The organism is Pseudomonas alliivorans (genome assembly GCF_017826695.1).
Taxonomy (GTDB): Bacteria; Pseudomonadota; Gammaproteobacteria; order Pseudomonadales; family Pseudomonadaceae; genus Aquipseudomonas; species Aquipseudomonas alliivorans.
Genome location: NZ_JAFFZW010000013.1, coordinates 22,742 through 48,698, shown reverse-complemented (window position 1 = coordinate 48,698; position 25,957 = coordinate 22,742). Strand labels below are relative to the sequence as shown.

21 protein-coding genes and 2 pseudogenes are annotated in these 25,957 nt (G+C 59.5%); 12 read left to right on the top strand and 11 right to left on the bottom strand.

Going from position 1 to position 25,957, the window contains the following annotated elements; all coding sequences use genetic code 11:
- Positions 1-25: 25 nt before the first annotated feature.
- The 9 genes from JTJ32_RS24275 (at position 26) to JTJ32_RS24235 (ending at position 12,515) form a co-directional block, all read left to right on the top strand.
- Positions 26-1,783 (top strand): bifunctional alpha/beta hydrolase/class I SAM-dependent methyltransferase, encoded by a 1,758-nt coding sequence (locus tag JTJ32_RS24275; RefSeq protein ID WP_099231144.1) that lies wholly within the window; start codon positions 26-28, stop codon positions 1,781-1,783.
- Positions 1,780-3,117, top strand: coding sequence for a phosphatase PAP2/dual specificity phosphatase family protein (locus JTJ32_RS24270; protein ID WP_099231142.1), 1,338 nt, complete (start codon positions 1,780-1,782; stop codon positions 3,115-3,117). The genes JTJ32_RS24275 and JTJ32_RS24270 overlap by 4 nt, the downstream gene beginning before the upstream one ends.
- 222 nt (positions 3,118-3,339) lie before the next feature.
- A complete protein-coding gene (locus JTJ32_RS24265; RefSeq protein WP_099231140.1) occupies positions 3,340-3,795 on the top strand; it encodes a hypothetical protein in 456 nt (151 codons plus the stop codon).
- Between the two features lie 8 nt (positions 3,796-3,803).
- Positions 3,804-4,424: a lysophospholipid acyltransferase family protein gene (locus JTJ32_RS24260; RefSeq protein WP_099231138.1), complete on the top strand. Its 621-nt coding sequence runs from the start codon at positions 3,804-3,806 to the stop codon at positions 4,422-4,424.
- On the top strand, positions 4,424-5,353 hold the full coding sequence (locus tag JTJ32_RS24255; RefSeq protein WP_210043572.1) for a phosphatidate cytidylyltransferase: 930 nt from the start codon (positions 4,424-4,426) through the stop codon (positions 5,351-5,353). The genes JTJ32_RS24260 and JTJ32_RS24255 overlap by 1 nt, the downstream gene beginning before the upstream one ends.
- A gap of 410 nt (positions 5,354-5,763) precedes the next feature.
- The gene (locus JTJ32_RS24250; RefSeq protein ID WP_099231135.1) at positions 5,764-7,383 is read left to right on the top strand and encodes a glucan biosynthesis protein D; all 1,620 of its coding nucleotides are present in this window, start codon (positions 5,764-5,766) and stop codon (positions 7,381-7,383) included.
- Between the two features lie 379 nt (positions 7,384-7,762).
- Positions 7,763-9,064: a hypothetical protein gene (locus JTJ32_RS24245; protein ID WP_210043571.1), complete on the top strand. Its 1,302-nt coding sequence runs from the start codon at positions 7,763-7,765 to the stop codon at positions 9,062-9,064.
- A 10-nt stretch (positions 9,065-9,074) separates the two neighbouring features.
- Positions 9,075-10,403 carry a glycoside hydrolase family protein gene (locus JTJ32_RS24240; RefSeq protein ID WP_210043569.1) on the top strand — a complete coding sequence of 443 codons (1,329 nt, stop codon included), beginning with the start codon at positions 9,075-9,077 and terminating at the stop codon, positions 10,401-10,403.
- A gap of 228 nt (positions 10,404-10,631) precedes the next feature.
- Positions 10,632-12,515, top strand: coding sequence for an acyltransferase family protein (locus tag JTJ32_RS24235; protein ID WP_210043567.1), 1,884 nt, complete (start codon positions 10,632-10,634; stop codon positions 12,513-12,515).
- A gap of 10 nt (positions 12,516-12,525) precedes the next feature.
- On the opposite strand, the gene JTJ32_RS24230 is transcribed toward JTJ32_RS24235, so the two are convergent.
- The 4 genes from JTJ32_RS24230 to JTJ32_RS24215 are packed head-to-tail and all read right to left on the bottom strand — an operon-like array spanning position 12,526 to position 17,361.
- Positions 12,526-13,164 carry a response regulator transcription factor gene (locus JTJ32_RS24230; RefSeq protein WP_099231127.1) on the bottom strand — a complete coding sequence of 213 codons (639 nt, stop codon included), beginning with the start codon at positions 13,162-13,164 and terminating at the stop codon, positions 12,526-12,528.
- Positions 13,164-14,228 (bottom strand): sensor histidine kinase, encoded by a 1,065-nt coding sequence (locus JTJ32_RS24225; RefSeq protein WP_210043602.1) that lies wholly within the window; start codon positions 14,226-14,228, stop codon positions 13,164-13,166. The genes JTJ32_RS24230 and JTJ32_RS24225 overlap by 1 nt, the downstream gene beginning before the upstream one ends.
- A gap of 51 nt (positions 14,229-14,279) precedes the next feature.
- Positions 14,280-15,581, bottom strand: a complete 1,302-nt coding sequence (locus tag JTJ32_RS24220; RefSeq protein ID WP_210043566.1) for an ABC transporter ATP-binding protein — start codon at positions 15,579-15,581, stop codon at positions 14,280-14,282.
- A gap of 25 nt (positions 15,582-15,606) precedes the next feature.
- Complete coding sequence (locus tag JTJ32_RS24215; RefSeq protein WP_210043565.1) at positions 15,607-17,361, bottom strand: ABC transporter permease; 1,755 nt, start codon at positions 17,359-17,361, stop codon at positions 15,607-15,609.
- A 248-nt stretch (positions 17,362-17,609) separates the two neighbouring features.
- Here JTJ32_RS24215 and JTJ32_RS24210 point away from each other — a divergent pair, with 248 nt between their 5' ends.
- Entirely contained in the window at positions 17,610-18,395 is a 786-nt protein-coding gene (locus tag JTJ32_RS24210; protein WP_210043564.1) for a substrate-binding periplasmic protein, read from the top strand.
- Positions 18,396-18,477: 82 nt separating this feature from the next.
- Here the strand turns inward: JTJ32_RS24210 and JTJ32_RS26905 are convergent, their stop codons facing one another.
- From JTJ32_RS26905 to JTJ32_RS24190, 6 genes and pseudogenes are all read right to left on the bottom strand, one after another.
- Positions 18,478-19,182, bottom strand: coding sequence for a methyl-accepting chemotaxis protein (locus JTJ32_RS26905; RefSeq protein ID WP_408004636.1), 705 nt, complete (start codon positions 19,180-19,182; stop codon positions 18,478-18,480).
- A gap of 198 nt (positions 19,183-19,380) precedes the next feature.
- Positions 19,381-20,358, bottom strand: a pseudogene (locus tag JTJ32_RS26900) (methyl-accepting chemotaxis protein); the annotation flags it as partial.
- A gap of 281 nt (positions 20,359-20,639) precedes the next feature.
- Complete coding sequence (locus JTJ32_RS26895) at positions 20,640-21,350, bottom strand: methyl-accepting chemotaxis protein (protein WP_371321809.1); 711 nt, start codon at positions 21,348-21,350, stop codon at positions 20,640-20,642.
- A 159-nt stretch (positions 21,351-21,509) separates the two neighbouring features.
- Positions 21,510-21,677 (bottom strand): annotated as a pseudogene (locus tag JTJ32_RS26890) (HAMP domain-containing protein); the annotation flags it as partial.
- Between the two features lie 1,322 nt (positions 21,678-22,999).
- Complete coding sequence (locus JTJ32_RS24195) at positions 23,000-23,248, bottom strand: hypothetical protein (protein WP_408004633.1); 249 nt, start codon at positions 23,246-23,248, stop codon at positions 23,000-23,002.
- 74 nt (positions 23,249-23,322) lie between these two features.
- Positions 23,323-23,547 carry a DUF6555 family protein gene (locus JTJ32_RS24190; protein WP_004882389.1) on the bottom strand — a complete coding sequence of 75 codons (225 nt, stop codon included), beginning with the start codon at positions 23,545-23,547 and terminating at the stop codon, positions 23,323-23,325.
- A 428-nt stretch (positions 23,548-23,975) separates the two neighbouring features.
- Here JTJ32_RS24190 and JTJ32_RS24185 point away from each other — a divergent pair, with 428 nt between their 5' ends.
- Both JTJ32_RS24185 and JTJ32_RS24180 read left to right on the top strand, forming a co-directional pair.
- Positions 23,976-24,857, top strand: coding sequence for a manganese catalase family protein (locus tag JTJ32_RS24185; RefSeq protein WP_069142602.1), 882 nt, complete (start codon positions 23,976-23,978; stop codon positions 24,855-24,857).
- Between the two features lie 36 nt (positions 24,858-24,893).
- A complete protein-coding gene (locus JTJ32_RS24180; protein WP_210043562.1) occupies positions 24,894-25,073 on the top strand; it encodes a hypothetical protein in 180 nt (59 codons plus the stop codon).
- A 191-nt stretch (positions 25,074-25,264) separates the two neighbouring features.
- Here the strand turns inward: JTJ32_RS24180 and JTJ32_RS24175 are convergent, their stop codons facing one another.
- Positions 25,265-25,780, bottom strand: a complete 516-nt coding sequence (locus tag JTJ32_RS24175; protein WP_099231113.1) for a DUF4142 domain-containing protein — start codon at positions 25,778-25,780, stop codon at positions 25,265-25,267.
- Positions 25,781-25,957: the final 177 nt, after the last annotated feature.

The window sequence follows — 25,957 nt, the reverse complement described above, 5'->3', positions numbered from 1 at the left end:
AAGCCTCCGGCGTAAGGAAGTTGCAATGCGTGAGATGAATGATCGGCGCTTCACGACTCATGACGGGGTAGAGCTTTTCTACCGCCACTGGCCCGCTGTCACGCAGGCCAATGACGCGCCTCGACAAGCCATCGTGTTGTTTCACCGGGGCCATGAACACTCGGGACGCATTGCGCACCTGGTCGATGAACTGGACCTGCCGGGTTTCGATTTCTTCGCCTGGGATGCTCGTGGCCATGGTCAGTCACCCGGCGCACGCGGCGACAGCCCAAGCTTCGCGACCAGCGTTCGGGACGTGCAGACCTTCGTCGATCACCTGAGCGCGACGTTCGAGATACCGGAAGAGAACATGGCGGTGATTGCCCAGAGCGTCGGAGCAGTCATTGCGGCCACCTGGGCTCACGACTATGCGCCGAAAATCCGCTCGCTGGTCCTCGCCTCGCCGGCCTTCAAGGTCAAGCTGTACGTGCCTTTCGCTCGTTCGGGACTGGCGCTGCTGCGCAAGTTCAAGGGCAACTTTTTCGTCAACAGTTACGTCAAGGCGCGCTTCCTGAGCCACGATCCGCAGCGCATCGCGTCTTATGACAGCGACCCGTTGATCACCAAGGCGATCTCGGTGAATGTGCTGCTGGGGCTGTACGAAGCCGCCGACCGGGTGGTTGCCGACGCGCAGGCCATTCAGATCCCGACTCAGCTATTGATCTCGGGTGCCGACTTCGTGGTGCATCGTGGTCCGCAGGAGCAGTTTTTCGACCGGTTGGGCAGCGTGCGCAAGGAGAAACACATCCTGCCGGGATTCTTCCACGACACACTGGGCGAGCGGGACCGTCATCTGGCGATCAGCCGTGCGCGACGCTTCGTGCTGCAGAGTTTCGAGACCCTGGTGGCGCGCCCTTCCCTGCTGGATGCCGACAAGCTGGGCGTCACCTGCGCCGAGTCCGAAGAACTGGCCGCGCCGTTGCCACACAATTCGCTGCGCGACCTTTACTGGCGCATGACTCGCGCCAGCTTGCGTCTGGGCAGCAAGTTATCCACAGGGGTGAAGCTGGGCTTCGACACGGGCTTCGATTCCGGCAGCACGCTGGATTACGTTTACCGCAACAAACCTGCCGGTACTGGCGCGCTGGGCCGGATGATCGACAAGAACTACCTGCAATCCATCGGCTGGCGCGGCATCCGTCAACGCAAGCTGCACGCCGAAGAGTTGCTGCGTCTGGCCATGGCGCACCTGCGCAATCAGGGCAAGCCGGTGCGTATCGTCGATATCGCCGCCGGACACGGCCGTTACATCCTTGAGTCGCTGCATGGCGTGGAACCGCTGCCGGAATCCATCCTGCTGCGCGACTACAGCGACATCAACGTGCGCGACGGCAGCCTGCTGATCGAACAGAAAGATCTCGAAGACGTCGCACGCTTCGTCAAAGGCGATGCCTTTGACCGTGCCGACCTTACAGCGCTGGACCCCAAACCCACATTGGCCGTGGTCTCGGGTCTGTATGAGCTGTTCGCCAGCAATCAGATGGTCGGCGATTCGCTGGCCGGACTGGCAGCCGCTGTCGAGCCTGGCGGTTATCTGGTGTACACCGGTCAACCCTGGCACCCGCAACTGGAACTGATCGCCCGCGCCCTGACCAGCCACCGTCAGGGACAAGCCTGGGTCATGCGCCGTCGCAGTCAGTCGGAGATGGATCAACTGGTCGAAGCCGCAGGCTTTCGCAAGATCACCCAGCGTGTGGATGAATGGGGGATTTTCACGGTGTCCCTCGCGCAGCGCATCCAGTGAACGCGGTTCGCCAGCCGGGCCTGTGGAAAAGAGCGGTGGTCTGGCTGTTGCTGCTGGCGCCGTTCTTCTTCGCCAGCTACGGCTTTGCCACCTGGTACACAGCCCAGCGCGATGACGTCGGCAGCATGGCATTCGGCTGGGAAAGCCACATGCCGTTCTGGGCCTGGACCATCGTGCCCTACTGGTCCATCGACCTGCTTTACGGATTTTCGCTGCTGGCCTGCCTGACACGCCGCGAACTGGATACTCACGCGTTACGCCTGTTCAGCGCGCAGTTGATCGCGGTCACCTGCTTTCTGCTCTGGCCGCTGCGTTTCACCTTTGAACGCCCGGAACTGGATGGCCTGTTCGGCTGGCTGTTCGCAGTGCTGGCCGGGTTCGACAAGCCGTTCAATCAGGCGCCCTCGCTGCATATCGCACTGCTGGTGGTGCTGTGGGTCTGCTACGACCGCTATGCACGGCAGTTTCACGTGGCATGGCGCTGGTTGCTGCACAGTTGGTTCGCACTGATTGGCGTGTCAGTGCTCACAACGTACCAGCATCACTTCATCGACTTACCCACAGGCGCGCTCGCCGGTTGGCTGTGCATCTGGCTTTGGCCGGATGAAGGCCGCAGCCCACTGCTGACTGCGAGGCTGACCCGACAACCGCAGCGTCTCAAGCTTGCGCTGTATTACGGAATTGGCGCACTGCTGCTAGCGATACCCGTATTCACGCTGGGCGGCGGCTGGCTCTGGCTGGCGTGGCCTGCGCTGTCCCTGCTTCTGGTCGGCCTGAATTATCTACTGTTCGGTGCCACGGGTTTTCAAAAACGCGCCAACGGAAGGTTATCCCCAGCGGCTCGCTGGCTGATGGCGCCATACCTCATCGGGGCGTGGATAAATTCTCGGTTGTGGACAAAAAAGCGGCCTGATTCCGATCAGGTTGTGGACAACGTCTGGCTGGGCCGTATTCCGAATCAAAGGCAGCTGCAACCGTTCAAGGCAGTGGTGGATATGTGTGCCGAGTTACCCCTGAAGCCAGGTGCGCGAAGTTATCAACAGGTCGCCGCCCTGGATCTGGTCCCACTGACCGTCGAGCAATGCCAGCTTGCGGCTGAAGCCATCGAGCGTTTGCGCTCGAATGGCCCGTTGCTGGTGTGCTGCGCGCTGGGCTATTCGCGCAGTGCAATGGCCGTGGCTGCCTGGTTGTTGCTCAGCGGACGGGCCAGGTCTGTGGATCACGCAGTCGGGTTGATTCGCCAGGCGAGACCGGGTGTTTTCCTGCGCAGCGGGCATGTGGATATCTTGAATGCTTTCGCAGGGTTTTCGTTTAAAGCGCCCGTACCTGGCTAATTGCACGTAGGGGCCGCGTGAACCCTGTGGGAGGCGGCTTGCCGGCGATGAACGATCAAGCGATGTACCAGATACACCGTGTCGACCTCATCGCGGGCAAGCCCCCTCCCACAGGCCGGTGTTTGCCCCATGACAGCGCTGCATTGACGCCATGGTGAGGCTTGCCACGGTCAGCGTTCGCAAGTCGTTACTGAAACAATTTATCCACAGGAGTGCTCGTTCATGTCATTGGAAATGCAGTTGCACGTGGTGGCCGCGCTGCTTCGGCGCGGCAAGTCGCTGGATTATTTATCCACAGGGCTTTTGCTGCTGAGCCTGCTGTTTGGCCTGGTGCAGCTGTGGATAGGTTCTGCAAGCCTTCTGATGATGGTGCTAGTGGCGTGCATGGTCCTGACCGGGGCGCTGGCAAAGTCCCAGGCGTTCCGGGTTGCGTTCGATGCCGATCTGTTCCAGCACATGGCTGACCGTCCCAGCCAGTTGAGTGACCGTACTCAAGAGCTCGATCAAGTCCTGGCTGATCTCAAGCTGCAGCCTGCCGAGAAAGGCGGCCGCAACTGGGCGCTGCGTACTCAGGGTGCGCTTCGGCAGTTGCGTCTGCAGGTGCGCTACATCGTGCTGCAGTTGCTCTGGCTGCTGGGCATCATCTTCATCTTTCCCTGGCTGTCCTTCGCTCAATAGGAATTGTCATGTTCGAACCTCTGGTCGCCACGATCATCACTGCCGGTGCGCGCAGCATTACCGGCGCTCGCAGCCTGTGGCTGGGCTGTACACCCGAGCCCCGGCAGCGGATCTACTTTGCCAATCACAGCAGCCACGGCGACTTCGTGCTGCTCTGGGCCTCGCTGCCGCCCGCCCTGCGCAAGACCGCTCGGCCAGTCGCCGGTGCTGATTACTGGCAGTCCAGCCCGTTGCGCCGCTACATCATCAACCGTGTGTTCAACGGCGTGCTGGTGGACCGTACGCGCAGTACGCCAAACAGCAATCCGTTGCAACCCATGCTTGAAGCGCTGGAAAACGGCGATTCGCTGATCCTGTTTCCAGAAGGTACGCGCAACCCGGATGAAGGCCTGCTGCCATTCAAAAGCGGGCTGTATCACCTGGCGAAAAGTTATCCCCAGGTGGACTTGGTGCCGGTGTGGATATCCAATCTGAATCGGGTCATGCCCAAAGGCCGAATGCTGCCGCTGCCATTGTTATGCACAACCAGCTTCGGCGCGCCGTTGCGGCTGGACAGTGAAGAGAGCAAAGAGCAATTTCTCGCCCGCAGTCGTGAAGCACTGCTGGCCCTGGCACCGGAGCCGCTGTAATGGATAACCAGACTCAACTGCTGTTCATGGGCATCGGCACCGTTCTGCTGCTGGCCTCGCTGATCGGTTATGTACTCAAGCGCCGCGCAGGCGGACCGAATTCGGTCATCGACAACCTGAACGCGCGGATCAACGCGTGGTGGGTCATGGTGCTGGTGATCGGCATTGCCTTCTGGCTGGGCCAGGGTGCGGTCATCCTGTTGTTCTATGCGGTGTCGTTCTACGCCTTGCGCGAATTTCTGACCTTGACGCCCACCCGGCGCAGCGACTATCCGGCACTGGTGGCCGCGTTCTATCTGGCGCTGCCGTTGCAGTACGTGCTGATCGCCATGAACTGGTACGGGTTGTTCTCGATCTTCATTCCGGTCTACGTGTTCCTGCTGCTGCCGATCCTTGCCTCGCTCGGTGGCGACAGCAAACACTTCCTGGAGCGCGCCTCGAAAGTGCAGTGGGGCTTGATGATCGCGGTGTTCTGCGTGTCCTACGTGCCCGCACTGCTGACCCTCGAAATCGCCGGTTACGAAGGCCGCAACCTGCTGCTGATCGCTTATCTGGTGATCGTGGTGCAGATATCGGACGTGCTGCAGTACGTGTGCGGCAAGCTGTTCGGCAAACGCAAGATCGCGCCTAACCTGTCGCCATCCAAGACGGTCGAAGGCTTCGTCGGCGGCATCGTCCTGGCCTCGCTGATCGGCGGCGCGCTGTTCTGGATCACGCCGTTCAACCCGTGGCAGTCGGCGCTGATCGCACTGCTGATCAACCTGCTGGGTTTCGCGGGCGGCATCGTGATGTCGGCCATCAAACGCGACCGTGGCGTGAAGGACTGGGGCCACATGATCGAGGGCCACGGCGGCATGCTCGACCGACTGGACTCGGTGTGTTTCGCCGCGCCGATTTTCTTCCATCTGGTGCGTTACTGGTGGACATGAGGCCGCTTGCGCAGCCGTTGGCGGCTGATCAATAAGCGCGCCATCCGACTTTTGGCGCGTGTCTGACCGTTCCGCCGGTCAACGAAATGATTGCTGAATATTGCATAGCCACTACGCGCTCGGCGCTCTGCAAAAACATTCCGTTGACCTGCCGTCGGCACCCGACTCGCTTGCAGGCCTTGCGCCAAGCGGCGATGAGCGTAACGGGTCGACCGATACGAACCTCAAAATCGTCCGTTTTATGCCCCCGACGCCGTTTTCATTCAGCATGAGCGGCGTTTTTTTTCGGCCTATTTCCGAACCGGATCTCGTCTTTGTTATCTGTTGTGGGTAGTTTGCGTTCGGCAAGGAGTCGTTGGCGCGCCATTTTTTGTGCAGGACGCACAGAATTACCTAGAGGCTTCACCCTTATGAATCGCAGGAATCTCCTGAAAGCTTCCATGGCGTTGGCCGCTTATAGCAGCGTGTCGGCTTCAGGGCTTTTTGCTGCACGCGCACTGGCGGCAGCAGCTGATGGTGAAATCGAGCACTTCGATTTTGCAGAGTTGCAAGCTCACGCGAAGAAGCTGGCTGGCAAAGGTTATGTGAGCACCAAGCAGGTGTTGCCACCCGTGCTGGCGAACCTGACGCCACAGCAATTCAATGCCATTCGCTACGACCCGGAACACTCCTTGTGGAAAGACGTCCACGGCCAGTTGGACGTGCATTTCTTCCACGTCGGCGCGGGCTTCAAGACGCCCGTGCGCATGTACAGCGTCGACCCGCAGAGCAAGCAGGCGCGCGAGGTGCATTTCCGCCACGACCTGTTCAACTACGAAAGCAGCGGCATCGACAAGAATCTGGTGAAAGGCGATCTGGGCTTTGCCGGCTTCAAGCTGTTCAAGGCGCCTGAAATCGCCATCAACGACGTAGTCTCGTTCCTGGGTGCCAGCTACTTCCGCGCGGTCGACAGCAACAAGCAGTACGGCCTGTCTGCACGCGGTCTGGCCATCGACAGCTATGCCAAGCGTCAGGAAGAATTCCCGGACTTCACCAAGTTCTGGTTCGAAACGCCGGACAAGAACGCCACGCGCTTTGTGGTCTACGCACTGCTCGATTCGCCGAGCGCGACCGGCGCCTATCGCTTCGACATCGACTGTCAGGCCGGTCAGGTGGTGATGGAGATCGACGCGCACATCAATGCCCGCGTAGACATCCAGCAGCTCGGCGTTTCGCCGATGACCAGTATGTTTAGCTGCGGCACCCACGAACGCCGCATGTGCGACACCATTCACCCGCAGATTCACGACTCGGATCGTCTGTCGATGTGGCGTGGCAACGGTGAGTGGATCTGCCGCCCGCTGAACAACCCGGTCAAACCGCAGTTCAGCGCCTTCTCTGACAATGACCCGAAAGGTTTTGGTCTGGTACAGAGCGATCACGAGTTCTCCAGCTATCAGGACACCGTGGTCTGGTACAGCCGCCGTCCAAGCCTGTGGGTCGAGCCGATCACGCCGTGGGGCGAAGGTGAAGTCAGCCTGCTGGAACTTCCGACCACCGGCGAGACGATGGACAACATCGTGGTGTTCTGGACACCCAAGACACCAGTCAAGGCTGGCGATTCGATGAACTACGGCTACAAGCTGTTCTGGAGCCCGCTGCCGCCAGTGAGCACGCCGCTGGCGCAGGTTCACGCCACGCGTTCGGGCATGGGCGGTTTTCTGGAAGGCTGGGCACCAGGCGAGCATTACCCGAAAACCTGGGCTCGCCGTTTTGCGGTGGACTTCCATGGCGGCGGTCTGGATCGTCTGCCGGAAGGCACCGGGATCGAGCCGATCGTGACCGTTACCCACGGCAAGGTGCAGGACTTCAACATCCTCGTGCTGCCGGACATCAAGGGTTACCGGATCACCTTCGACTGGGTGCCTGACAGCGACTCGGTAGACCCGGTGGAGATGCGCATGTTCATCCGCACCGGCGACCGCACACTGAGCGAGACGTGGCTGTACCAGTACTTCCCGCCAGCACCTGATCGTCGCAAATATCCCTGACCGGTGATCAGACCTGCGCTCCGCGTCACAGCACGAACCCGACGCGGAGCGTCCTGAGCGGCGTTTCCACGAGTGAGTCACGATCAGGCATCTCGGGTGCGCTGATCGTGCCTGTCGCTCCGCGTGGGCCTGCATCCCGTGACGCTGAGCGTCACCCCAAAGGGTGCGGCATTCATCGGATAATCCATCAATCCTGACGAATTAATTGACAGTTTCCCGAACTGCGACTGATATACGTCTTGTCATGCCGTTGCGAGCATTCGCTCCAGACTTCTCTTCATCCCCAAAGGCTTCCCCCTCTATCGACCCGCCCGTCGCGGTCGTCGGGCGGTAGCTTTGTCCGTTCGAATTTCCTGACGCCATCCAGAAGGCAGACATCATGGAGCTGAATCCAGCGAACAGCGCCGGCGATTCGTCGTCGATCATTTCCTTCGATAAATCCACAGTGGTCGTGCTGGTCGCGATCAGCCTGATTCTGGTCGAGACCTTTTCCGGAGCCTTGCGCTTCTACTTCGACAAGGCCGGTATCAGCCCCCTTCTCTATCTGCCCAAAGTCGCCTGCATCCTGCTGTTCGCGCTGGAGCTGCGCACCTTCAAGGCTGGCCGCCTGTTCTGGACCTTCGTCATCGTGTGGGCGGTTTCCGGGCTGATCGCCATGCTGCACCGCGCAAGTCCGCACAATCTGGCATTCAGCCTGTTCGCGCTGAGCCCGCTGGTGTTCGGCCTGGTGTGCAGCGAGCACCTGATCCATCGCAGAAAGCTGCTGTGCTGGGCCATCGGTTTCTGCCTGCTCGCCTCGCTGGCAGGGGTGGCGCTGGACAAATTCACCGCCGTGCCGTGGAAGGGCTACAGCTACAACGTGGGAGAAACCGAGCTGAGTGCCAACACCACGTGGAGCGCGGACGACGTGGACCGGGTCGCAGGCTTTGCGCGGGTTTCCAATGTGCTGTCGATCCTGATCGCGTTCTACACCCTGTATCTGTTCATGTTCCTGCGCTCGCGCGTGGTGATGATGCTGCTCAGTGCGATGGCGCTCTATGCCATTGTGCTGACCACCAGCAAGGCCCCGGCCGGGGCATTCGCACTGACCATGGGCCTTTTGATGATTCAGCGCATGAGCTGGACCTGCCGGATTCTGTGCGTGCTGGTGGTGTTCATCGGATTGCTGCTGCCAACGCTGGGCATGGTCATGAGCTTCGATGCGCTCACCGTCAGCAGCAGCGGCAGCTCGCTGGCATCGCTCTACGACCGGCTGATCAACACCTGGCCCAACGTGATCAACGCCCTGATCCGCGAAGGCTGGGTGCTGACCGGCGCAGGCTTCGGCATGGTCGGCAGCACCATGGGCATCTTCCCGGTGGAAGGCTCCGAGATTTTCCTCGGCATGGACAACTCGGCCCTGTACCTGTGGGCGATGCTCGGCGTGGTAGGGGGGTTGCTGTACACCCTGCAGATTCCACTGCTATTCAAGCTGATCGAGGACGAAAGCCGGGTCGGTCGCATGTTGCTGTCGATCAGTGTCTGCTGGTGCCTGATCAGCTGGACCACGGACATGTTCGAAGTCGCCGTGGCCAATCTGTTTGCAGGTCTGGCCATCGGCTATGTCATCACCGCAAAGCAGGAGGCCATGACGTCCAGACCGGCCGACCTGCAACTGACCGCTCTGCCGAACCTGCGCTGAGGAGGCCGCCATGAAGCGCTCTTTACGCCATACCGCGTGTCTCCTGCTGCTGGGCTGCCTGAACGGCATGCCTGTGGCTCAGGCCGAACCGCCCTTTATCGTCGGCATCGCGACGCACCTGATGAACTTCAACCGCACGCTCAAACAACCGCTGGACCTGACCGCCCAGGCCGGCTTCAATTCGGTCAAGGACGATGCGTTCTGGTCAACTGCGGCACCCTACCCTCATGAGTTACGTATCACCGACAACTGGCGCAACTACCTGACCATCGCCCGCGAGCTGAACATGAGCCGCCTGGCGATACTGGGTTACAGCACCTACTTTCACGACAACAAGAAGCCCCGGGACCCGGTGGTGATGAGCGCGTTTCTGAATTACGTCGATTACGTCACCCGCCAGTTGGGCAACCGCATCAGCTACTACGAAATCTGGAACGAGTGGGACCTGGAGGCTTCCGACGACCGCCAATTGGCGCTGGACTACGTGACGCTGGTGCAGAAAACCGTGCCTGTGATTCGCAAGAACACACGCAATGTCATCGGCCCGCAGGCGAAGATTCTGGCAGGCTCGGTAACGCCCGACGGGATGAGGTTCGGTTTCGCAGACCCGCTGATCGAAAGCGGCGCACTGGACCTGGTCGACGGTCTGTCCGTGCATCCCTACGTTCATTGTTCGGCAACCGATGGCAACACACCCGAAGCCTGGGTGGGCTGGATGGCCGACTACGAGCAATACATCCGCACCAAGGCCGGTCGCGACGTGCCGATCTACCTGACGGAGATGGGCTGGCCCAGCCATCAGGGCCCTTGCGGCAAGAGTGAAACAACCCAGGCGCTGTACATGGCACGGATCTACTTTCTGGCCCGCACCATTCCCAACGTCAAAGGCATGTGGTGGTTCGACCTCTACAACGATGGCCCGGATCGTTACGACCAGGAGCATAACTTCGGTCTGCTCAACGAGGACCTCTCGCCCAAACCCGCTTACACCATGATGAAAGCCATCGCGCCGGTGGTTCGCGATTTCACGTATGACGCCCAGGCCAGTTCGCTGGAGCAGAACCTTTATCAGTTGCACTTCACCAAGGGCGATGAGCGCGTGCTGGTGGCCTGGGCCATCGGTAAGCCGCAGGACGTGCAGGTGATCAGCCAGGGCAACACGAACGGCCCGGTGCGGATGATCGACACCGCCTATGCCGAACGCGGAGAAGTGAACAGCCGTCAGTCCTGGAACTGTGAAGGCGGCCAGTGTGCGGCGTCGATCAACCTGATCAACTTTCCCAAGATCATCCGGTTGAACCCGGAGAGTCGTGGCGGGCAGATGGCTCGAAAAAAATAATGAAGGGTCGCTGACATGCCTGAGTCAGCATCAGGCTTGGCCAGTACCTCCGACAAATATTCCGCGCGTGGAATGCAGTATTCGCGGACAAGCCCCACGAACCGCGTTTCTTCAGTGGGTTTACAGGTTGATTGTTTGATAAGAGGCGACTGCCGCAAGACGTTGCAGGACCTGCCGCTCAACCACCTGCACCCACCTTCCCGATCATCCACTGGCCGGCACTCTCCCATGGACTTCAGAAAAGACATCAACGGCCTGCGCGCCATTGCGGTTCTCGCTGTACTGCTGTTCCACTTCCATCCCGCCTGGCTGCCGGGCGGCTTTGCCGGGGTGGATGTGTTTTTCGTGATTTCGGGCTACCTGATCACGGGCATCATCCTGCGTGGTTTGCACACCGGCACCTTCAGCCTGACCGCGTTCTACCGCTCCCGGGCGCAGCGCATCATTCCGGCACTGGCGGTAATGTGCATGGCCTTGTTATCGCTGGGCTGGTTCTACCTGCTACCGCTGGACTACAGCGCATTGGGTACGCACGTCGCGAGCAGCCTGGGGTTTGTCTCCAATTTCGTGTACTGGCGCGAAGCGGGTTACTTCACCGCCAACGCCCATGAAAAATGGCTGCTGCACACGTGGTCGCTGTCGGTCGAATGGCAGTTCTATCTGTTGTACCCGATCACCTTGCTGATGCTCAGTCGCTTCGTGGCGCTGAGGAATCTTCGCTGGTGGATCCTGGGCGGCAGCCTGACCGGCTTTGCGCTGTGCGTGTTCGCCTCGGTACGCTGGCCGGAAGCGTCGTTCTATCTGCTGCCGACGCGGGCCTGGGAGTTGCTGTTGGGCGGGGTGGCCTGCCTGTTTCCCTTCAAGCTGCGCAGCGCTCGGAAACGCCTTCTGGAAGGCGTCGGGCTGGCGCTCATGCTGACAAGCTTGTTGCTCGTGTCAGTACAGGACCTGTGGCCAGGCTATCTGGTGCTGTTGCCGGTCCTGGGGACCTTTGCAGTCATCACTGCTGCCCGACAGGACTCGCTGCTGACCACCAACCCGCTGTCACAATGGACCGGAAAACTGTCGTACTCGCTTTACCTCTGGCACTGGCCGGTGGTCGTGCTGATGAACTACGCCGGCTGGCTGGGCGATACCGGCAACGTGCTGCTGGGCATGGGCGTGGCCTTCCTGTTGAGCCTGGCTTCGTACGGCCTGATTGAAAGGCCGACAGGCCGCTGGCGCCAGGATGCCCGCTGGAGGTTCGCCACCTTCGGTACGTTCGTCGGTCTGGTGTTCGTCGGTGGCGCGGCAGTGAGTGCTACACAGGGCATGGTCTCGCCAATGCGCGAGATCAGTCTGTCCGAGAAGGCCTCGTTCATTCAGGACTACGTCAACCGGCAGCAGAACCTGTACGAGCCTTACTGGCTCAAGTGCGATGCGTTTTCTGCGTTCACTCAGCGCGGGCAGTCGGGTATCGACGAGTCGTGTACGCGCAAGCAAGGCGAAGGCGGCGTGTTCCTGTGGGGCGACTCGCATGCACAGGCGCTGTCGCTCGGTCTGCGCACCCTGCTGACCAAAGACACGCCGTTTTATCAGGTCGCATCAGCCAGTTGCCGTCCCAGCCTGAGTGTCCATCAGGGCCGCACATCACCCACCAGCCGCGCCTGTGACTACTCCAACAGGCTGGCCCTGCACAGCATTGAAACGCTGCGCCCCGACATCGTGGTCATCGCGCAAAAGGACGGGCACGACAAGACCGACTGGCACGGCATTGCGATCCGGCTCAAGGGTTATGGCGTGAAACACGTGGTGCTGATCGGTCCGCTGCCGCAGTGGAGTCCGTCGCTGCCCAGCGTTATCGCCAGCCGCCACTGGGGGCTGAATGAATCACACATCAGCGATCCGGCCCTCGACCAGAGCGTCATCGCCGTGGATCAGGCGACCCGGCAACTGGCGGCGTCGGCGGATATTCAGTTCGTCTCGTTGATCGACAAACTCTGTGTGGCCGATGCCTGTCTGGTGCGGCTCGAGGATACCGACTCTCTGCTGCAGATCGATTCGGGGCACCTGAGTACTGAAGGCTCACTGTTTGTCGTGAAGAACTATGTGCTGCCGGAGCTGGTGAATTAGCTTCAGGTGCTCAGTCTCCCGTCTGCAAACGCTCGGCGAACCTGACCAGCTCGGCCAGAGAGTCGGCCTCCATCTTGCGCATCACTGAGCCGCGGCGGACTTTGACGGTGATTTCGCTGACGTTCAGCCGGGCCGCAATCTGCTTGTTCAGCAAGCCGCTGACCACCAGCGCCATGACCTGCTGCTCGCCCGTATTGAGGCTCGCGTGCCTGCGCTGCAGCTCAGCCTGAACCGCTGCGTTCTGACGCCGCACCCGGTCCAGCGCCAGACCTTGCTGAATGGCATCCAGCAGATCCTGCTCGCGAAACGGCTTGGTGAGAAACTCCACCGCACCCGCTTTCATGGCCCGCACCGACATGGGAATGTCGCCGTGCCCGGTGATGAAGATGACCGGCAGAAAAATGCCCGAGCGCGCCATCTGCTCCTGAAAATCCAGGCCGCTCATGCCCGGCATGCGGATGTCCAGGATCAGGCAGCCCGGCGCATCGGGCCGGGGCGTGTCCATGAACTGCTGTGTGGAGCCGAACAGCAGGCTGCGCAGCCCGACCGAGGCGAGCAGGTCTTCCAGCGAAGTGCGCACCGACAAGTCGTCGTCGATCACGTAGATGATCGGTTCTTCAGCCTGCGCGGCGGTGTCGGTCGTGTTCATCAGGTGTCCATCTTTCCGGTAGGCAGCGTGAAGTGAAACGTAGCACCGACTGACGGATCGGACGTTACCCAGATGCGCCCGCCATGGGCTTCGATAATCGACCGGCTGATCGCCAGGCCAATGCCCATGCCCTCCTCCTTGGTCGTGTAGAACGCATCGAAGATGCGATCAATGTTTTCCGGCGCCACCCCCATGCCATTGTCACGCACCGAAAACTTCACCTCCCCTCCCGCATTCAAGTCCACCGTCACCTGGAGCCGGGCCTGACCGGGCTCGACCTTGCGCATCGCGTCCACCGCGTTGAGCATCAGGTTCAGCAGCACCTGCTGGATCTGCACCCGGTCTGCCAGCAGCGGCGGCAATCCTTCCGAGACCTCGACCACGAGCACAACCTGCTGCTCGTCGATTTCACTGTGGGCCAGCGATACGATCTCGGCCACGGTATCGGCCACGTTGATCCATTCCTTGTGCGCCGCCGAGCGCTTGGCCAGCGCACGCACGCGCACGATGATATCGCCCGCCCGGTTGGCATCGCCGATCATGCGCGCCAGCGCCTGCCGCGCCCGGTCCAGATTGGCCGGCTCAGCGGCCAGCCAGCGCGTGCAGGCGTTGCCGCTGGTGACGATGGCCGACAGCGGCTGATTGATTTCATGGGCGATGGACGCGGTCAGCTCGCCCAGCATGTTGACCCGGGCGATCTGCGCCAGCTGTGAGCGCGCCTCGTGAACGGAGCGGATCGCCACCGCCATGCGCAGCGCCAGATAGGTCGCCATGGCAATCGCCGCCAGACTGATGATGCAATTGATCAGCGCCGACTCGCTGCCCCGGGAAATCGTCAACTCGTAGCTGAGCACTGTCAGCGCCATGCAGGTGAGCGCGATGGCGATGACACCGGCGACCGGCAGGAACCGGACCGCCATGAGCACCACGGCGATCTGGAACACACCGACGGCAATTTCCAGATCGGTCAGGGTATCGGCAATCGCGATCACCACGGCCAGCCCCAGCAAGGCAGTCAACCTGATCGCCATCGCAGCCTTGCCAAAGGATTCAGGCTCGCGCATCTGCAACATCTCGCTCGTTCAAAGGGCCAGCGCAGTATGCGCCGACACAGCTCAGGAAGGGTTATCCAGACTGAACTGATCGGCCAGTTCATCGTAGGCGAACAGCTCGGCGTAGCGGCCCCACTGCGTCACTGCATCCAGCGTCTGCCGGGCATCGCTTTCGGACATGAAGTCTTCCAGCTGGTCGCGAAAGCGGCGCGCCGGGGCGGTGTGCGTCGAGCGATCATCCAGCACCCGGCGAATATGCGCCACCAGCGGCACGAAGCTCAGCAGATGCTGGGCGAACAGGTGCTTGCGCTCATCCACGTCGGCCAGCGCATACCGGTTGGCCGCAGGCAGCAAACGAATGTCGCCGCCCTTGAGCTCGGCAAAACGCAGCAGTTGCAAAACCTCGGCAATCGGAAACAGCTCGTCGGCGTTGTAATGCAGCGCACCGGCCAGCTCCGGCAAATCGGCCTTCATGCCATAGGGCGGCGCATGAATGGCCTCGATCAGACCGGCCAGCGCGTTGGTGGACACATGCGGCAGCACCATGCCCAGCCCGGTTCCAGGGAACACGCCCTGACGGGTTTCGCCTGCGTCGCTGTCCTGGGTCATCAGCACGTAGATTTCTTCGACCAGCGCCTGAAAGACCGGATCCTGACGGTTGCGCGGCTGCGGCAGGTCGACCTTGATTTCACTGATCACCCGCCCCGGATTGGACGAGAACAACAGGATCCGGTCACACATCAGCACCGCTTCGGCGATGTTGTGCGTCACCATCAGGATCGACTTGATCGGCATGCGCCCTTCGCTCCACATGTCCAGCAGATCGGTGCGCAACGTTTCGGCGGTCAGCACATCGAGCGCCGAGAACGGCTCGTCCATCAGAAGCACGTCAGGATCGATCACCAGCGCACGGGCCATGCCGACCCGCTGGCGCATGCCGCCCGACAGCTCCTTGGGATAAGCACTTTCGAAACCGTCCAGACCGATCAGGTCAATCGCCGCCAGCGCACGCTTGCGGCGCTGCTGAGCCGGAATACCCTGAGCTTCAAGCCCGACCTCGACGTTCTCCAGCACTGTCAGCCAGGGAAACAGCGCAAAACTCTGGAACACCATGCCCACCGACATGGCCTTGCCTTGCGTGCGGTTAGGAAAAATCACTTCGCCTTCGGTCGGCACCACCAACCCTGCAATGGAGCGCAGCAGCGTGGATTTGCCCGAGCCGGAGCGGCCCAGCAGGCCGATGATTTCGTTTTCGTTGAGTTGCAGTGTCACGTCGTCCAGCACCAGGCGCTCTTTGCTGGCCTTGCCGTACACATGACGAACTTTCTGCACATCCACCAGGCAACGCTTTTCGACAGCCATCATCGTGGCATTCTCCACACAACAAAAATCACACAAGACTCAGACGTCGCTCGGCGAACCCGTACAGCGGGCGCCACAGCAACCGGTTGAACGCGATCACAAAGAACGACATGACAGCAATGCCCAGCGCGACCTTTGCGTAGTCGCCCGCCTGAGTCGCGTTGGCGATGTACGACCCCAGACCGGCGGCTTCCAGATGTTTGTCGCCCCAGGACACGGCCTCGGCCACGATGCTGGCGTTCCATGAACCGCCCGACGCCGTCAGCGCGCCGGTGACGTAGTACGGAAACACTCCCGGCAACGCCACCCGACGCCACCACTGCCAGCCGCGCATGTTGAACATGGTGGCCGCTTCGCGCAGGTCGGTCGGCAAGGCGCTGGCCCCGGCAATGACGTTGAACAGGATGTACCACTGGGTGCCGAGCACCATCAGCGGCGACAGCCAGATGTCGGGGTTGAGGTGCAGACCGACGATGGCAATCACGGCAAACGGAAACAGCACGTTTGCAGGAAAGGCCGCCAGAAACTGCGCGACAGGTTGCAGACGCTCAGCCCACACCGGACGCAGACCGATCCACACGCCAATCGGCACCCAGATCACGCTGGCGATGATAATCAGCACGATCACTCGCAGCATGGTGGTCAGTCCCAGTCCGAGCGCGGTGGCCAGATCGCCGAACCCGAGCGATGCTTCGATGAACCGGAACAGGCAGACACTGGCCGCCAGACAGCCGGCAATCACCAGCCCCAGCCAGGCAGTGTCGAGGAACCGGCTGACACCCGGCGCAGGTTTGACGTTCCAGAAGCGCGTCAAACCGCGCCAATTGATCAGCATCAGGCCTTTCCAGGGCGCGACCAGCACAGTGCCCAGCAGCGGCGCGAGCCGGGAGCGGCCCAACAGGCTGTACATCCAGGAGCGTGGACGCTTTTGCGAAGCGGTCTGCTCGAAGCGAAACTTGTCCGCCCAGGCCACCACCGGCCGGAACAGCAACTGGTCATAAGCCAGGATCACCAGTGCCATGGCCGCAACGGCCCAGGCAATCGCCGTCAGGTCTTTCTGTTCGATTGCCAGCGCCAGCCAGGAGCCGATGCCGGGCAGGTTGACAGTGGTGTCGCCGACCGAAATCGCCTCGCAGGCCACCACGAAAAACCAGCCGCCGGACATCGACATCATCATGTTCCAGACCAGCCCCGGAATGGCGAACGGCAGTTCCAGCCGGGTGAACCTGAGCACCGGCGACAGGCCGAACTGGCGACTGACTTCACTCAGGTCATTGGGCACCGTGCGCAGCGACTGATAAAAGCTGAACGTCATGTTCCAGGCCTGGCTGGTAAAAATGGCAAAGATCGCCGCACATTCGACACCCAATTGCCGCCCCGGAAACAGTCCGATGAAGAAGGTCACGGTAAAGGTCAGAAAGCCGAGTACGGGTACCGATTGCAGAATATCCAGCGCCGGGATGATCACCTGCTCGGCCTTGCGGCTTTTGGCGGCCAGCGTGGCCACAATCAAGGTAAAGACCAGAGAGGCCGCCAACGCAATGAACATGCGCAGCGTGGTGCGCAATGCATATTCCGGCAGGTTCGCAGGATCGAGGGTCATCGGGCTTGAAGTCAGCAGCGACAGCGGCTGCAACATCTGCCCGACACCGTGCAGCAGCAACGCAACCACCATCGCGAACAGGCACAGGCAGACGATATCGATCCCGTAAGCTGTGCGTGTTCTGGCATCGCCATAGTGGGAGACTCGCAGACGCTTGCCGGACTCGAAAATAGACTGCATGGGCTCACCTCGACACAGCTGCACGGGTACGCGCCGGCAGCGTTTCAGAAAACCGACTGTCAGCGGATACGGAAAAAGGGCAGTGAGTGTTTAACCACTCGTTGAATAAAAGCTTATAGACTTTCGACGCGTGGTTAAAACCTGCAAACGTAGACGCTACAGACCCGAAAGTATGCGTGTCATATACCAAGGTATATAAACGGCTTAACGTTCAACTCCGTGTTGGTAAAACCACGAAAGGCTATCGGATGAAGGTATTTCGTTTTCTTGCCCTGGCATGTGCGTGGGTCTGGTTTCAACCCGCAGCGCTGGCACAGCCCTATCTGGCGGCCAGCACCGAATGGCGTCCCTTCATCTACACCGACGAATACAACACGCTGCGAGGCGTCTCGACCGATATCGCTCGTCAGGTATTCAAACAGGCCGCTATTGATGTGCAGTTTGTTTCTTACCCTGCCAACCGCATGCAAGTGATGCTGGAAAAACAACAGATCGATATCAGTTATGCCGAGTCGCCCAACTGGACTCGCGAAGATGACACGAGCAAGTATGTATTCTCGGTGCCTTACCTGGCGGTACGCGAACACTTGTACTTCGCCGCTGATGATCCACTGTCAACTGCACCGCTAAGTGAGCTGAGGGATGTAACGATCGGCATGATCCGGGGGTATACCTACCGCTCATTGGACACGGCCTTTGAGGAAGGGCGCGTGACCCGACTGGAAACCTCAGAGGACTCGGCCTTGCTGGCATTGCTCGCCAACAAGCGCGTGAACGCCGTCGCCATGGTCGATGACCTTTACGATTACCTCGTCAATACGCATCAGATCGATCCCGCCCGCTTCCGTCAGGGCGCCCTACTCAATGAGTCGAATCTGGCGATCATGCTGTTGAGCAGGCACGCCTCGCTGCTGCCGAAGATCAATGCCGCGATCCTCGACATGCAGCGCCGCGGCGAACTGCAGCGCATCCGCGACGCTTACCTGCCGACCGCATCAACGAAAGCATGCGCCGACCGCGGCAAGTCCTGCTGAACCGAAAGTTGGCGCTGACTGCGATTTTGGGGGTGTTTCCTGCAGGGCAGCGCGCCCTACAGGTCTCCTTTGCCTTCAGCCATCAAACCCGGAAGTGGCTGACCAGCATCTGCAACTGCCCACCCAGACGCGCCAGCTCGACGCTGGAAGCGGCGGTTTCTTCGCTGGCTTCTGCGGTCTGCTCGGACACATCGCGCACATTGACGATGCTGCGGCTGATCTCGTCGGCCACCGAGCTTTGCTGCTCGGCTGCGGCGGCGATCTGCTGGTTCATGGCCTGAATGTTCGACACGGTCCGGGTGATGCTTTCCAGCGACACACCGGCCTTGCGGGTCAGTTCGACGCTGCTGTCGGTCAACGTGCGGCTGCCCAGCATGATCTCCGACACCTGACGAGTGCCGTTCTGCAAACCGGCGACCAGGCTTTCGATTTCCTCGGTCGATTGCTGAGTACGCTGCGCAAGGCCTCGCACTTCGTCAGCCACCACAGCAAACCCACGACCCGCCTCGCCTGCGCGCGCGGCCTCGATGGCGGCATTGAGCGCCAGCAGGTTGGTCTGCTCGGCAACGGCCTTGATCACGTCCATGACCTTGCCGATTTTGTCGCTTTCCTGCTCGAGTACGGTCATCGCGTCGGATGAGCGCACGACCTCGGCAGCCAGTCGTTCGATCTGGCCGATGGCTTCACCCACGACCTTGTCACCGGCGCGAGCCTCCTTGTCGGCATCGGCGGCCGCAACAGACGCTTGTTCGGCATTGCGCGCAACCTCGTGCACCGTGGCCGACATTTCGTGCATGGCGGTGGCGACCTGATCGGTCTCGACCTTCTGGCTGTTAACGCCAGCGCTGGTCTGTTCAGTGACCGCAGAGAGTTCTTCAGCCGCGCTGGCAATCTGGGTCACGCCGTCGCGAATCCCGGAGATCAGATCGCGCAGGGTTGCACCCATGCGCTGAATGCCTTGCTGCAGCACGCCCAGTTCATCGCGACGGGTGATGACCGCCGTGTGGGTAAGGTCGCCCGAGGCGATTCGATCGACAATCGCCAGGGTTTCCTGCAACGGACGCGTGATCTGACGCGTAATGATGACCGCAGCCACAATGCCGAGAATCAGCACCAGCAGGATGCAGCCGATCTGCAGGTTGCGCGCCTGAGCGGTGTCGTCATCGCCAAGCTTCATTTGCAGGTCGTAAAGCTCATCGCCCAGCTTGACGATGGTTGCGCCCTGAGTGGTCAGGTCCTTGCGCACGGTTGCCGCTTCGACGGTCGTGGCCTTGAAAGCTTCTACCGAACGGCGATAACTGCGCAATGCGTTCTCCAGCGGCACGACTCTGGCCGCACCAAAGGCGGATTTGAGGCCGTCCAGGTGCTCAATGGCAGTGTCCAGTTGCTGGAAGGCAGCCTTTTCCGACGTATCGTCGGGCTTGCTGGTGTAACCGCGCACTTCATAACGCACCAGCGTCAGGTCCTGCCGGGCTGTGCTCACCAACTGGACCTGATCGAAACGGGCCGGATCCGATGGGTCCATCTGCAGGACGGCACTGTTGAGCGCATCAATCGACTGGGTGGCCGTCGTGGCGTTGGCGGTCATCTCGGTACGTACCCTGGCGCTGGTCTGATAGACCGCACGCATCTGATTCAACGACGCTTCATACTCGCGAATGACATCGGTGAGCTGGCCAAGAGGCTTGATATTCACAGGGTTATTGAACGTGCTGAGCAGTGATTGCTGGTGCTTTTTGAAGGTATCCAGCTTGCCCTGCATGTTTTGCGCTGCGGCTTCGTCGCCATCGGTCAGCATGTATTGCAGACGGGCAATGCGCAGGTCGGTCAGTTTGTTACCGAGTTGGGTGATGTCACCGATTCTGTCGGTGCGATAGATGAGTTTGTCGAGGCTGGTCCAGCCGACGAGGGCGAGTATGGCAGTGAAGAAAAGGACCGCCCCAAAGCCCAGGGTCAACTTCATGTTGACGCTGATGTTCGCAAAGCTGCTGTTCATGCAATCTCCTGAATATGCTTTTTATGCGCAACGAAAGAGCTGAAGATTTGTTTTTATGAACAGCAAACCTGCGCGCTAGAGCTATCGGCCGGCATCAGGCATAACTTGACCAAAAAGACAGAATCAGCGGCAAGACCGCTGATTCAGGGAGATTCGCTGTGCGTCGGCACAGCGGCTTTGACGTGTCAAATGAGGAAGCGCGAGGCGAGAGGCCTCCCGCAAAAAAGCCAACGCTGATTCAGTTTGAATCAGGCCCCAAGCTTGAAGCGCGACACCACCGAGCGCATTTCGCTGGCGACGCGGCCCAGCTCGCTGGCCGTGGTGGCATTGTTCTCGATGCCCTGCATCAGCGTGCCCGAACTGCTGCGGATGCCCATCACGTTGCGGTTGATGTCTTCGGACACGGCATGCTGTTGCACGGCGGCGCTGGCAATCTGGGTGTTCATCTCCACGATCCGCTCCACGCCCTGACTGATGCTCGACAGGCTGCCCGACGCCTCGCCAGCGGCACTGATGCACGCCTGTGCTTTCTGTTGACCGGCCTGCATCTGCTGCACGGCGGCATCCGTAGCCCCCTGCAACTGTTGAATGATGTTACGGATTTCTTCGGTGGAGGACTGGGTACGCGACGCCAGCGTGCGTACTTCATCTGCCACGACCGCAAAGCCACGGCCCTGCTCACCGGCGCGTGCGGCTTCAATGGCAGCGTTCAGCGCCAGCAGGTTGGTCTGGTCGGCAATGGTGCTGATCACCTGGATCACGCCGCCAATCGACTGGCTGTGCAGTGCCAGCGCCTGGACTTTCTGAGCGCTGAGTTCCACTTCCTCGGCCAGCGCCTGAATGGTCGAATGAGCCTGATGCATGACGCGCAGCCCGGTGCGCGACGCCGTGTTCGCTTCGTCAGCGGCCTGCGCGGCACCTTCAGTGTTTTGCGCGACGTCGGCGACACTGGCGGTCATTTCGTTGATAGCAGTCGCCACCTGTTCCGTTTCGGCCTGTTGCGCGTTCATCGACTCTTTGGCCAGGCTGATGGAGTTGCCCAGTCGAGCGGCCACTTCGGACAGCTCATAAGAGGTGCGATCCATGTGCGAGATGGAGCCGGAAAAGGCTTCGGCCATCAGATTCAGCCCTGTGCCGATATCGGCCACTTCATCCTGGCTGGTCACATTGACACGTGCGCTCAGATCACCGTCGGCCAGACGGCGTGTGACTTCAAGCAAACCGTCGATGGCCAGACGCAAGGCCTTGTAGATGCTGCAGAACGCATAGAGCAGCAGCAAGCCCATGATCACGCACATGCCGATGACGGTTTCGCGTTGCAGCAAAAGCTCGTCATAACGCGCATTCAGTTCGCCTTGCAGCGACGTCTGGATCTCGTCCTGCGCCTTGTAGAAAGCAGCCACGACGACGTTGCCGCGTGCACTCAGTGCCTGCCCTTGCTGAACAGACACATTGGTGCCGCCCACATAAGCCTTGAGGTCATCACGAAAGCTGTCCATGGCGGCGATGGCTGCCACCACGGGTGTATTGACGCGTTCGCTCAGTTCGGTATCACGACGCTTGAGCAGGCGAATGCTCTGCTCCAGTTCCAGTCGGGTCTGCGCTTCCTGTTTGAACAGGCTATCGAGCGAACCGCGCATGGTCGGGGTCAGGTTCTGACCCGAACTCAGGCCCGCAACGATCCCGCGAATCTGGCCTGCCACGTTGATCTGGCGAGGCATGCGGATAGTGCTCAGGTCGATCAGGAACAGCGACGCATAATCCTCGTCCAGCACTAGCCCTGACGTGGCCGACAGGTAATAAATGAAGTTAAGGGTCTGAGTCAGTTGCTCATTCCACTGAGTGAACATTTCATCCGGGGAGGCCCCTGGTTTCGCGCTGTCCATCAAGGTGCGGGCGCCGTCACGCAGACGTTGAACGCGGTTTTCGGTTTCCAGTATGCGGCCCTGACGAGCGTCAATCTCAGCCAGATTGGCGAACGCGGTTTCGAGCTGGCTGCGATTGGCGACGATGTCTTGCGCGGCTGCGGCATCGCCCGTCAACATGCGGTTGGTCAACGCGCGCTGCAGCATCGAGAGGCGCAATACCGGTGTCACAACGTGCAGATACTCCTGCCCCATGCGCTCTTGTGCGACGGTGGCAATGCTTGCATTGAGGCTGTTGAAAACGCGCATTCCGAGCACAAGCAGCGGAATGACGATGATGATGGCAAGGACAGTGAATTTGGCAGGAAAACGCAGGCGGTTGGTCAGGTAGACACCGGGCGACAGAATATTCATATCGTTCTCTTTTTAGTAAGGGGGCCTGATCCGGCTGAAAGAACTCCCTTCTTTACGTCGCGACAGGTGGCAATACGTCACGTTTACAACTGGGAGGGTGTACCGACCAAGTGAAGGCATTGTGACATCACGTCAGAGCTTGCTCCGATTGGTTAGTTCAATGGGGGTCATGCAATCCGATACCGGCCTATCGGCGTGTTGAAGGGAAACGTGAGGACGGGAACGCGACAAAAACCGAGCATTTATCAACATATTGGAAAGGCGCTTTATGTAACGCACTGTTTCCAGTAGCTACGGGCAAAAGGTGGCCGACAGCAGGCGACGCGTGGTTATTGGAAATCGCCCCTGGCGCCGTCTCGATTCTTTTTGAAACCTCTGAGATTGATGACGCAGAGACCTGCCTGCAGAACGATCAGCGCATAGGCCTGAGCATGAAGACCCCAGATGATCCAGAGGACATTGCTGAAGATGAAGCACCAGAAAGCAAGCATGCGCCTGGCAGGTCGTTGCGACCCGATGAACCAGGCGGCCAGTAACGTCACAGCCATTGCAGGCCACTGAATCAGATCAACCAACATCACCTCCATCCACCATCGTGCGACATCGGACCTGCACGCTGGTGAACGTCTATTGCGTACCTGATCACCGAACCTTACGCCCGTTTCCACTCCACATTCGAAAGGCCCAGTTTCTCGGCCTGTGGTTTGCTTAGCTTCGGTACTCTGTCGGAACGGTATTTGGGAATCGCACCAAACCCTGCATCAACCGTCGCCCAATGCCAGGCTTCCTGGTTGTCCATATCGACGGCCCTGATGTAGAAGGTCTTATAGCTACCGTGCAGCAAATAATCGATCCGGTAGTGTTTTTCATCAGCCATTTTGTTACTCCTGCTTTGTCCACTCGCAAAACAGATCGTACTCATTTCAAAAAATTCCCAGTATTTTAAAGCCTGTTTTGGGCGATATCATATAGCCATGACTTACAGGCTATCTTGTGGATTAGACGAATCAAGTTCATTCATAGGTATTGTTAATACATGCAAAAAAACCGACGTCTCGAGAGTGTTTCAATCCACAGAGTGCACGCCCTGAAATCAGGCGCTATCCGCCGATTTTCTGAAACTTTTCACCGGCCGGTGGGAAATAACGAAATTCTATTGAACTCGTTATTTTCAACCATTCATCCCATAACTGAATAGTTTCGAGCAACGTTCCGCCCCTCACTCTTTCATAACCAATGACTGCACCGCATCGTGTTCTATCCAGGGGCACATGCTTACCGAAAGAGTCAGCCTGAGGAAATGATATGTTTATACATAACAAGCGCCTTCAGTACACCGTACGTGTAGCCCGTCCGAATCCGGGGCTTGCCAACCTTCTATTGGAACAATTCGGCGGCGCTCAAGGCGAGCTTGCCGCAGCAGGCCGCTACTTCACTCAGGGTCTGAGTGAGGACGATCCGGGTCGCAAGGATCTCTTGATGGACATCGCGACAGAGGAGCTGAGCCACCTGGAAATCGTCGGTTCCATTATTGTGATGCTCAACAAAGGTGCCAAGGGCCAGCTGGCGGAAGGTATCGAGGAGGAAGGCGAGTTGTACCGGTCCTTGAACGGCGCTGGCAATGACTCGCACATCACCAGCCTGCTGTATGGCGCCGGTGCGCCGCTGGTCAACTCCGCAGGCGTGCCATGGACCGCCGCTTATATTGATACCATCGGTGAGCCGACGGCAGACTTCCGCTCCAATATTGCCGCCGAGGCACGGGCCAAGATTGTCTACGAGCGCCTGATGAACGTGACGGATGATCCGGGCGTAAAAGATGCGCTGGGCTTTTTGATGACGCGCGAAATCGCTCACCAGCTGTCCTTCGAAAAAGCCCTGCATGCCATTCAGCCCAACTTCCCACAAGGCAAGTTGCCCGGTATGCCCGAGTTCACCAATAAGTACTTCAACATGTCCGGCGAACCCAACGTGCGGGGCGCCTGGAATCAGGGTGGCGAATGGGAGTATGTCGAATCGCCACAACCCGCAGTCGATGGAGGCGACGGTTCCGCTTCAGTGACGTTGAGTGCCGACGACGCCCAGGTTCTGGAAGCCATGAAAACCCGGACCATGTCCGACCCGGAGGCCAACCCCATTACCGGCGCGGACCTGGGCTCGGGTTTCGTGCAGGGTAAAGAGCTTTGATAGCAGCAGGTTCACTGATTATTAAGGATGAACATCATGAAAACGAACCGTACACGTGTCATTGCAAAGGCGGAGCCAGGCAACGCCGTCTTTGATAAAGGACTTCAGTCTTTTGATGCCCAGGCACGCTTGGCCCGTCGAGGTTTTCAAGTTGTGATGGCCACCAAAGTATTTGGTGTTGCATCGCTGCTGGATAATAACTTACCCAGTCGATGACGTTTCAATCTGGATGAACGGCCTCGTTTAACGGCGAGGCTTGTTCAGACGAATAAAAATAACCGGCCTTGTGCCGGTTTCTTTTTGAATCACAAGAACATTTATTAATGGCTGATCAGGAAACGTATCAAATAACCGCATGACGCAGTCCCTCGACAGAGGCCCCGGTCATGCGGCATCACTGCAAACAGTTACTGTTTGGCAGCGTCACCACCGTGAGCAGCGGCCAGTTTTTTGGCTTCTGTCAGATGCTTTTCCAAGGTCGGCAGGGTCTTTTCTGCAAACGCTTTCACATCAGGGTCGGTCCCTTCCGCCGCCTGTTCCTTGAACAGTTTGATGGTCTGCTCGTGCGCCATGACCTGATTGTTCGCATAGGACCGGTCAAACGACTCTTCGCGCAAATCGAGAATCATCGCCTTCGCCTTGTCCATCAGCATGGCGTCGTCCGCCACTTCCAGCTTTTTATTCTGAGCAATTTTCTTCAACTGCTCATTCGCATCGGTGTGCTCTTTTATCATGTGCTCGGCGAATGTTTTCACATCCGCTGACGCGCTTTTCTGTTGGGCCATTTTGCCCGCTTCGATCTCTGCAATGCCTTTGGCAGCAGCATTGTCCACGAAGTCTGCGGAGTCATCGGCGGCCAAGGCCACCTGCGAACCCAGCGACAGCATTACGGCGAGAGCGCTCATACGAAAGTAGTTGGTCATTTTTGGTCATCCTTTTTTATGGGCCAGATACGTCGTCGATGACGACACAACTTTTACGACTCCTCTCGAAAATCGGCGTTCCGCCTTTTTGACCGTCGGCCTGTGCGCCCTTCTCCAATCAGCAATTGGTCGGCCTTCATGGCGTTTTTTGGAACGAGACAGCGTCCGATCTGTCGA

Bases quoted from the DNA above. Each gene is read 5' to 3' on its own strand.
- JTJ32_RS24275 (WP_099231144.1), top strand. From the start codon at position 26: ATGCGTGAGATGAATGATCGGCGCTTCACGACTCATGACGGGGTAGAG.
- JTJ32_RS24265 (WP_099231140.1), top strand. From the start codon at position 3,340: ATGTCATTGGAAATGCAGTTGCACGTGGTGGCCGCGCTGCTTCGGCGC.
- JTJ32_RS24260 (WP_099231138.1), top strand. From the start codon at position 3,804: ATGTTCGAACCTCTGGTCGCCACGATCATCACTGCCGGTGCGCGCAGC.
- JTJ32_RS24255 (WP_210043572.1), top strand. From the start codon at position 4,424: ATGGATAACCAGACTCAACTGCTGTTCATGGGCATCGGCACCGTTCTG.
- JTJ32_RS24250 (WP_099231135.1), top strand. From the start codon at position 5,764: ATGAATCGCAGGAATCTCCTGAAAGCTTCCATGGCGTTGGCCGCTTAT.
- JTJ32_RS24245 (WP_210043571.1), top strand. From the start codon at position 7,763: ATGGAGCTGAATCCAGCGAACAGCGCCGGCGATTCGTCGTCGATCATT.
- JTJ32_RS24240 (WP_210043569.1), top strand. From the start codon at position 9,075: ATGAAGCGCTCTTTACGCCATACCGCGTGTCTCCTGCTGCTGGGCTGC.
- JTJ32_RS24235 (WP_210043567.1), top strand. From the start codon at position 10,632: ATGGACTTCAGAAAAGACATCAACGGCCTGCGCGCCATTGCGGTTCTC.
- JTJ32_RS24230 (WP_099231127.1), bottom strand. From the start codon at position 13,164: ATGAACACGACCGACACCGCCGCGCAGGCTGAAGAACCGATCATCTAC.
- JTJ32_RS24225 (WP_210043602.1), bottom strand. From the start codon at position 14,228: ATGCGCGAGCCTGAATCCTTTGGCAAGGCTGCGATGGCGATCAGGTTG.
- JTJ32_RS24220 (WP_210043566.1), bottom strand. From the start codon at position 15,581: ATGATGGCTGTCGAAAAGCGTTGCCTGGTGGATGTGCAGAAAGTTCGT.
- JTJ32_RS24215 (WP_210043565.1), bottom strand. From the start codon at position 17,361: ATGCAGTCTATTTTCGAGTCCGGCAAGCGTCTGCGAGTCTCCCACTAT.
- JTJ32_RS24210 (WP_210043564.1), top strand. From the start codon at position 17,610: ATGAAGGTATTTCGTTTTCTTGCCCTGGCATGTGCGTGGGTCTGGTTT.
- JTJ32_RS26905 (WP_408004636.1), bottom strand. From the start codon at position 19,182: ATGTCGGCCACGGTGCACGAGGTTGCGCGCAATGCCGAACAAGCGTCT.
- JTJ32_RS26895 (WP_371321809.1), bottom strand. From the start codon at position 21,350: ATGACCGCCAGTGTCGCCGACGTCGCGCAAAACACTGAAGGTGCCGCG.
- JTJ32_RS24195 (WP_408004633.1), bottom strand. From the start codon at position 23,248: ATGTTGGTTGATCTGATTCAGTGGCCTGCAATGGCTGTGACGTTACTG.
- JTJ32_RS24190 (WP_004882389.1), bottom strand. From the start codon at position 23,547: ATGGCTGATGAAAAACACTACCGGATCGATTATTTGCTGCACGGTAGC.
- JTJ32_RS24185 (WP_069142602.1), top strand. From the start codon at position 23,976: ATGTTTATACATAACAAGCGCCTTCAGTACACCGTACGTGTAGCCCGT.
- JTJ32_RS24180 (WP_210043562.1), top strand. From the start codon at position 24,894: ATGAAAACGAACCGTACACGTGTCATTGCAAAGGCGGAGCCAGGCAAC.
- JTJ32_RS24175 (WP_099231113.1), bottom strand. From the start codon at position 25,780: ATGACCAACTACTTTCGTATGAGCGCTCTCGCCGTAATGCTGTCGCTG.